The following is a 7,308-nucleotide window of genomic DNA, read 5'->3' as shown; positions in this document are numbered from 1 at the left end:
CACGCAACTGCGGATGTTGGTTCAGGCGGGCCAGCAGTCGCTCATCGTTGGGGGGCAGCACAGTGCTCATTGGGCGATCCTCGGGTGTGTAGACGGGTACCGCTGTATTTTAAGCTACCTCATCAGTTTCGATCGCACCCGGGATACCTCAGGCTCTGACCCCTTTTCCATTCTATTTTTCCCTCATGCCTGGTCGCGCAGTTCTAGCCGCCGCTCGATGCGCTCGACTCGCTCGGCTAGATGATCCATGCGCACGTTTTGCTCGGCAGCTGCCTCGTCGGTGTGGGCCATGTCGCGGCGCAGCCCTGCGACGGCAAGCTCAAGGCGACCGAGCCGAGTTATGGTCTCGTCCTGTTTACGTTCCATCCGTGCGATGTCTGCACGGATCGCGCGTAGGTGCTCTAGCACCAGGTTCTCAACATTCTCGGTCATATCGCTGTCCTATTGCCTTCGGGATTTGCGAAAAACGGGGTTTCCATTAAAAGGGCTCTGACCCTGAGGGATCCCCACGAAATAAGCTTCTCTATCAGCGAGATAGATAAGCTATAAATGGCTGGCAGAGGCCCTGGCGCCGGGATTCCGCTAACCTACTGATGTCTCGCTAAAGTTCGTGGGGATACCTCAGGCTCTGAACCATTCTCCCCGGCTCTGACCCCTTCTCTGTTTGTTAGGCGCTATGCGACCTCACGCATCGGCCTGACCTTCGCTGCTGGAAGACTCCGGGCCTCCACCTGGAAATGGGTGATTACATCTTCGACAACCGCGCATAACTCACTGTACAGGGAATCAGGGTCGTCCCCATGAATGCCAGTAATGAGATCCGGGCATTTTCCGATGTACACTTGATCTTCGTCGCTCCACTCCACCCACTTGTGATATCGGTCGCTATCTTTCATTTTGTGACGATCTCGAATTCCGGGGACAGTTTACCTAATTCCGCTCTAGATCGTCGAGCAGGTCTCCGGTAAAGTGATCGTGCTCTCGGGGCTTTGGCCCTGGCTTTCCGGGCTTCAAACGGCACCGGAGGCGCTGCTCCAACGACTCGACGAACGCATCGGTTCCGAGCGGACGTCCTGTGCTGCCGCGAGCCCGCAGCGGATCGCCGACAGGCTCGCCGTCGACCTCGCCCAAGAAAGCCTCCCAAGCGGGCACCATTTCCAATAGCGGTAGTCACAAGGGAATCGTCCGGTGCGGCAAGGTGCGCCGCGGCGCTCGACCACGGCCAGTCTTGCGGTCGGACGCAGAGACGCGCCCGCACGGGGTCGCGCTCGACGTACTGCGCGGCGGCGATCAGATGCCTCTCGTCCATCACGAAGGAGTGAAAACGCTCCTGCCAGGGATGCCCTTTCCTGCCCTCGCGGACGCTGATCGTTCGAGTTATACCGACGATGCGCTTCCCCCAGCGAGTCCCGTAAGCAGAAGTCGTCTGCAGGCACACCAAAACGAGATGGACAGGATTGGGCATCAGACAATAGGTAAGCACTTGTGTTCCGCAGTCGCGGCAGACGTCCGCGAGCAGGATGCGATACTCCGCGTAGTCCTCGCCCTTGAAAAAGGTCCGCTGGCGTCGATTGCCTCGCTGTGGCATAGGGTGGGGCAAGCCAGGCACCACCACTCTTGGAAGTCTTGCCATGCCGCTGGGGAAACCTCCGATCTCAGGGGGGCTCGTTCGTCCATTATCCGAACGCTTCAAGCACCGCTCCGGGAATTAAGTAAACTGTCCCCCGGAATCTCGGAATCTCATCGCCGCGACCGCCCCCGTGCTGCGCACTCTCCACCATATCGGAGGGCCGGCCGAGCCGCCGCGGACCAGCCCCGCCCGCGGACTACCCGCCTGGGACGACCCGCCCGTTGAGGCCGCACCAGACTGGTAGGCCCTGGCGCAACCGTCACCCGAGTATGTCTTCAACCAGGAAATGCAGTGGTAGCCTCCTTACGTCGTCGCCACCCGCCAGCGACGCGCCCCTCCCTGCACCCAGGCCCCGGCAAACCACCTCTCACGCCCATTCGGCCCCTCCGAGATGGCTACCTCGCCCCCGTCCATCCCCGTCGGCGCCCTCGCGGAGCTTGCTACGCCCCTCCCAGCGATGCTACGTTGGGCCCGCTTCAGCCGCTCGTGCGGTTGAACTTCCTATCCCCGGTCGCCCGCTAATAAAGCGGTAGAATCCAGACGGCGTTCAGACAGCGAAACAACGAGAAGTAGGCCATGGTCAGTCGAAGTTATCCATTCGAAATGATTTTGTTGTCGGCGGCTTTCCTTTTGCCGGACATGGCTAGCGCCGTGACCCAAGTTATGGGGAGTTCTTTGGCGTTGGTGCCAAACGCTACATTCGGCTGTTCGGCGAAACCTGCGATCCTGGATTCGAACGGCGATTTTGGTCTGATTGCTTCCAATTCTGCCGATTGCACCTGGAGGCAAACGGGGGTCTTCGGCGTCCTCTCCGGTGATACACGTTTCAGTTCGGTTCCCGGCGATGGCTGGATCACTCAGATCTCGGTTCGCTCGGGACCGAACCCGGCACCCCTCAGCTTTGTGATATTGCGCCAACTCAGCACCCCGGGTTTCGGCGGCGAATCGCAGTGTTGCTTCTTCGTCAGCGAGACCGCGCCGGTCCAACCCCAGCCAAACACGACCACGACCTTTGTTACGAATATTCCCGTGCAGCGGAATACCATTGACGGCATTTTTGCTGTGGACTTAATTGGCATTAGCGCGCAGTCCGGGAGCGGAACCTTGCCACTCTTCTTTTTTGGAACGCCCAATGCCTTTCAGCTCACACAGTTCGGATCGGTGAACGCGGGTTTCTTCTATCCCAGAGTCGGTGCGATTCCGAATGACGCAGGAGGGGGTCGGCGCGAGGAGGGCCTGCCTGGTGTGGAAGTATTAATTCAATGGACTTGGTGTCCGGCCGCCGACGGCGATGTTGCCTGCGGCGTTGCCCCCGACGCCGTGCTGCCGCTCGGGGCACTCCCAAACTGGGGCGGCTGGCGGGCGATTCTCAGGTAGCGGCCGAAACCCAGTCACTCGTCTACGGTTCATCGTGCGCATGCCGTCGTGGCGGCCTTGATCATCGTTCCGGCCACCCCCTGCTACGCCGCCACCGGCAGCAGCGAGAGCGGCTTCGGTGGGCGGGGCCGTCGGCGCGCTGGTGGTGGGGGTAGCGGCATCCGCTGGAGCACCAGCGCGAACAACGCCGCGTGGGCTTGACCGAAGAAACGCTCGGCGGCCGTGGTGCCGTCGGCGCGGCGGATGTGGAAGTTATGCACCGCGGTCAGTGCCGCGAGCTCTTGATCGCTCAGGCGGTGCCGGCCATGATGATGCAGGGACAGTTGACCGTTGCGACCCTCCACCGCGGAACTGCTGCGCTGGAACAGATCGGCGCAGTCGCCGGCCACCTGTTCGAGGCGCGCGCGCTCGATCACCGACAGGGCGTTGAGCGGATGATCGGGTTGGCCGAGCGGTTCGAGCAACTGACGGCTCAGGGCGCGCAGGCGGTGGCGCGGTTCGGCGTGGCCGAATTACGGTGACAGTTTACTAAATACAAAATTACGGGTTGCGTTCAACGCCCATGCGCATTCAGTGCATTTAGTAAACTGTCACCGTAACCACTTGAAAAAGGTCCGCCGGCGTCGATTGCCGCGCTGTGTCACAGGGTGGGCAAGCGGGCACAAACACGCTTGGACGTCTTGCTACACCGTTGTGGAAACCTCCGACCTCAGGGGCTCGCTCGCCTATTATCCTAACGCTTCAAGCACCGCTCGGGGAATTAAGTAAACTGTTCCCGGAGTTCCTGGGAATTAAGTAAACTGTCCCCGGAATTCAGTCCCCGGAATTCAGCGGGCTGTGCGATGCAGGTCTGCACGCGGTGTTGAACGGCCCTGGTCTGTGATCCGCGATGCATCTTGCTGCTCCCTCGGGTGACGTGTTGCTCTATCGCAACCTCCAGCCTACCACTTGCAGCTATCGACCAAAGATTTTCTTTTTTCTCTGTTGGTTGGGCTTAAGTCAGTGCCATTCGAGCCTGGCCCGAATGGCACTGACTTAAGCCGCGGCAAAGATAAATCAGCCAGTTACAGGAGGGGCGACAAGCAGTCACTTGACTGGAAGCGGCATTTTCCGCACTGTTTCCCGGCTTCTGCCCGCTTCGGAACGGTTTTTCGCTCGCTTCGCCGCATCGCAACCGTTTGTTTCTATGATGCTTGCGGCTTAAGTCAGTGCCATTCGAGCCTGGCCCCTTTATCCGGCCCCTTTATCCATTAGTCGCAAATTGGTTCATGATCGATTTCATATGCCTCTACGAGATCGCCCACCACGGAAACGAGCGAGTAAAGAGGGTGTCCGGCATCGTCTCGAACGACATCGAGCAAGTTATTGAGGAAAGCCGTGATCTGCTCATAATCAAGTTCTGACTCAATATGAGAAATTGGTGCCGCCGACCTGAGCGCTTGCCAAGCGGGAACGAGCTTTTCAACATCAAGCGCCGCGTTCATTTCTTTCTCCAGGCATTTCTGTCGTACTCCGCATGGGTCATGACTTGGCGAACATAAAGCCGCCGCTTATCATAGTGGATGACGGTAACGATTCGATACTTGTTGCCACCCACATCGAACACTGTGAATCCATCCACATAATCTGCGGAGCGGAATGATTGCCGCAGCTCGGGAAAAGACTCTGCTGCGAGTTGATCGACTTTCCGAAACCACTCATCCAAAGCGGGTCGAGACTCCGGATGAAGTTCCCAGAATTCTCTTATGGGCTTCTTTGAGATGACGCGCATAGTTATTCCTGAAGAAAAAAGGCTCTCATCCCTTCTCCATTAAGTAAACTGTCACCGGAACTTCAATTGAGCCTGGCCCCTTGTCGCGATTCGAGCCTGGCCCCTTTTCTTCCCTTCATTCCGTGGCCGTAGCCGGCCGAAACGATGATCAATGCCTACGCGAGCAAGAATGTATCCTCTTTGCTTCCTGCATCATCAACTGATTCCAAGTATTTCTCTTCGAGAAACAATATTTCGAAATTCAAGTTCTCATCCTCGCATTTTTCCGCATAGTCATCGCCTGCTGCTGATAAGGTGGCTTGATCCAATCTAATCATGTAAAGCCAAGATCCATCATCAGATCGTTCTACTTTTCCTACTTTGCCGGACCAGCCGCCTATGTTAGTGCCAAAGTCAGGATCTCTTACCCCGGGCAAAACACGAACGACCTCTTCCTCTCTGAATTTGCTTGTCTTGTTTCTCATTTTCTTCGCCTCGTAGGGCGTCTCCGGGGTGTTGCGAAGAAGTTCCAACAGAACCTCGCGCCGATCTGCCTCAGCTAGCGCGCCGAACGATTGGAGCAATTGACGGGCGGCTGTGCTCATGATTGACCCATAAAGTTTGACGGCAAGGCGCCAGGGACGGGATCTGGTACCAGGCTCGAATACTTCTGCGCTGCGGCAAGAGCCCGGACCTTGGCCAGCGGCATCCGCCAAGCCCCCAACGCGGCACTCAGCCGGAACTCCCGTCGATTGCGCCGGTTGCGAAGCCCCCGCGGAGCTTACCGCCGCAGCACGGGAACACCGTGGCCGTCAGCGCCCAAGAATACTAGCACCGAGCGACTCTTTCGGCACTGGTCCAGCTTTAATCCCAGCAATTCCAAATTTGGGCGGCAGCATCCAGCGTGAAGCCGTCGGCGGGGCTGATGGTGGATGCGCTACGCTTATCCACCCTACAAAATCTTTAATTTTGTAGGGTGGATAAGGCGCGCCGCACGATGTTCGGGATTCAGCACGTCGGTTGTGCGCGCCGCATCCACCATGGGCCGCAGCGGACCCTCAAATTTGGAATTGCTGCTTTAATCCAGAGTAAACCGCTTATTATCAGTAATCTACGGACGCCCACACCTATCTCGTTCTCCTTTGAGTATCACCTATCTCATTATTTCCACGAAGATGATGCAGAGACTCCCGCGGGGCCAACGTGCGAAGACGCACCACAAGGCTCTGATAAACAGAAGAACTGACAAAGGGTGGAACTCTGGGGCAAAAGCAAAGACCTGACCCCCTCCGTGCGTTGCTGCGTCGCGGCGCGCTGGTTTGGATGCATGGGGGGTGGTTCGCAGGGTGATGGGTTGGGTGTTGCAACCTTCAGCCTACCAATCTTGCGGGTTCGCCCCTATTGTTTTCAGTCTGTTAGACTAAATTAGTGCCATTCCCTTCTGTAACCATTCTCCGACTTCCGGCTCATCAGGCGGCTTCATAAAGCACCTGCCCGTGCTCGACCGCCTCTCGGACAACACCGGTTAGCCAGGTCGAATACTTGCGGAACTCCTCGGGGGTGACGACGACAATGTCCTTGGAGACGCGCACGTCGCGGACCGCCCGCCGGGCCTGAACCCCGCGATCCTCAAAGGGTAGATCGGTCTCCGCGACGACCAAGATGTCATAATCACTATCGGGTTGCGCGGTCCCCCGCGCCCGCGATCCGAAAAGGATGATCCGGTGTGGTGAGAGGGCTGACACGAGCCGGTCTCGAAGTAATTCTACCGTCGGATTAATCATGGGGACTCACTGATTTCGTTTATGTCGCGCTCGCGGTAGAGCTTCGCGGCCCGGGTGTAAAGTCTTTCGGAAAGCTGCGCAACCCCCACCTTGGGGTCCGCCCAAGGGAGTCCAGAAATGCACCGCCACCTGCAGATAGCGACTCGTGGACGAAGCGTTACCGATGTCCAAGAGGACCGCCCGGCTGGTGACGAGCACGTTTCCCGCCGCCTCTAAAATAATTCGAGCCTGGCCCTGAGGCATCCCGAATCAAGGCAGCACCTGGTAGCCCAATACATCTTCTGCTTCGCGATTTAACTCTTCGGCGTTCTGGTTGAGTATGTCAAGCTCCGATTCCGCTGCGTTGTGGGCAGCGAAATACTCTCTGAATATACGCTCAACAAGTTCCACCCGGCGTTCCGGATGAGGTGCGCGCCGATAGAACTCGCCGGCAATCTCATCCGGAATTTCGATTTGTACGCTAGTCATCGTCATTCCCCAATCGGGTTTCTCATCACAGAAATAGCAACGACCTATTCCGAAGAGTTTCCCTCCTTTTTCCGATCCCTTTTCACCGGAAAACTGCATGTCCGGGTCTGTGGCGGGGGCTCCGGGCAACCGGAGTCTCAACGCCGGAGGCTATTCTCACGGATCATATTGAGCCTGGCCCGAATGGCACTGACTTAAGCCGCAAGCATCATAGAAACAAACGGTTGCGATGCGGCGAAGCGAGCGAAAAACCGTTCCGAAGCGGGCAGAAGCCGGGAAACAGTGCGGAAAATGCCGCT

8 protein-coding genes and 1 pseudogene are annotated in these 7,308 nt (G+C 57.8%); 1 reads left to right on the top strand and 8 read right to left on the bottom strand.

The features are described from left to right. Window positions 1-183 precede the first annotated feature (183 nt). A complete protein-coding gene (locus tag QZY03_RS11250) occupies window positions 184-432 on the bottom strand; it encodes a hypothetical protein (protein WP_295581023.1) in 249 nt (82 codons plus the stop codon). A 460-nt stretch (window positions 433-892) separates the two neighbouring features. Then, the gene (locus tag QZY03_RS32070; RefSeq protein ID WP_363182308.1) at window positions 893-1,588 is read right to left on the bottom strand and encodes a transposase; all 696 of its coding nucleotides are present in this window, start codon (window positions 1,586-1,588) and stop codon (window positions 893-895) included. Between the two features lie 618 nt (window positions 1,589-2,206). Here QZY03_RS32070 and QZY03_RS11240 point away from each other — a divergent pair. After that, complete coding sequence (locus QZY03_RS11240) at window positions 2,207-3,007, top strand: hypothetical protein (protein WP_295581019.1); 801 nt, start codon at window positions 2,207-2,209, stop codon at window positions 3,005-3,007. A gap of 83 nt (window positions 3,008-3,090) precedes the next feature. On the opposite strand, the pseudogene QZY03_RS11235 reads toward QZY03_RS11240, so the two are convergent. The 6 genes and pseudogenes from QZY03_RS11235 to QZY03_RS11210 all read right to left on the bottom strand — a co-directional run. Beyond that, window positions 3,091-3,498: pseudogene (locus tag QZY03_RS11235) on the bottom strand (DUF6399 domain-containing protein); the annotation flags it as partial. 759 nt (window positions 3,499-4,257) lie between these two features. Next, window positions 4,258-4,491, bottom strand: a complete 234-nt coding sequence (locus QZY03_RS11230; RefSeq protein ID WP_295581017.1) for a transcriptional regulator, XRE family protein — start codon at window positions 4,489-4,491, stop codon at window positions 4,258-4,260. Further along, entirely contained in the window at window positions 4,488-4,778 is a 291-nt protein-coding gene (locus tag QZY03_RS11225) for a type II toxin-antitoxin system HigB family toxin (RefSeq protein ID WP_295581015.1), read from the bottom strand. Before QZY03_RS11225 ends, QZY03_RS11230 begins: the two co-directional genes overlap by 4 nt. A gap of 155 nt (window positions 4,779-4,933) precedes the next feature. Further along, entirely contained in the window at window positions 4,934-5,362 is a 429-nt protein-coding gene (locus QZY03_RS11220) for a hypothetical protein (protein ID WP_295581013.1), read from the bottom strand. 864 nt (window positions 5,363-6,226) lie between these two features. Then, on the bottom strand, window positions 6,227-6,541 hold the full coding sequence (locus tag QZY03_RS11215) for a nucleotidyltransferase domain-containing protein (RefSeq protein WP_295581011.1): 315 nt from the start codon (window positions 6,539-6,541) through the stop codon (window positions 6,227-6,229). Window positions 6,542-6,790: 249 nt separating this feature from the next. Beyond that, window positions 6,791-7,108 (bottom strand): hypothetical protein, encoded by a 318-nt coding sequence (locus QZY03_RS11210; protein ID WP_295581009.1) that lies wholly within the window; start codon window positions 7,106-7,108, stop codon window positions 6,791-6,793. Window positions 7,109-7,308 lie beyond the last annotated feature (200 nt).

The organism is uncultured Lamprocystis sp. (assembly GCF_903933125.1).
Taxonomy (GTDB): domain Bacteria; phylum Pseudomonadota; class Gammaproteobacteria; order Chromatiales; family Chromatiaceae; genus Thiodictyon.
This window is presented reverse-complemented; position numbering and strand designations above follow the sequence as displayed.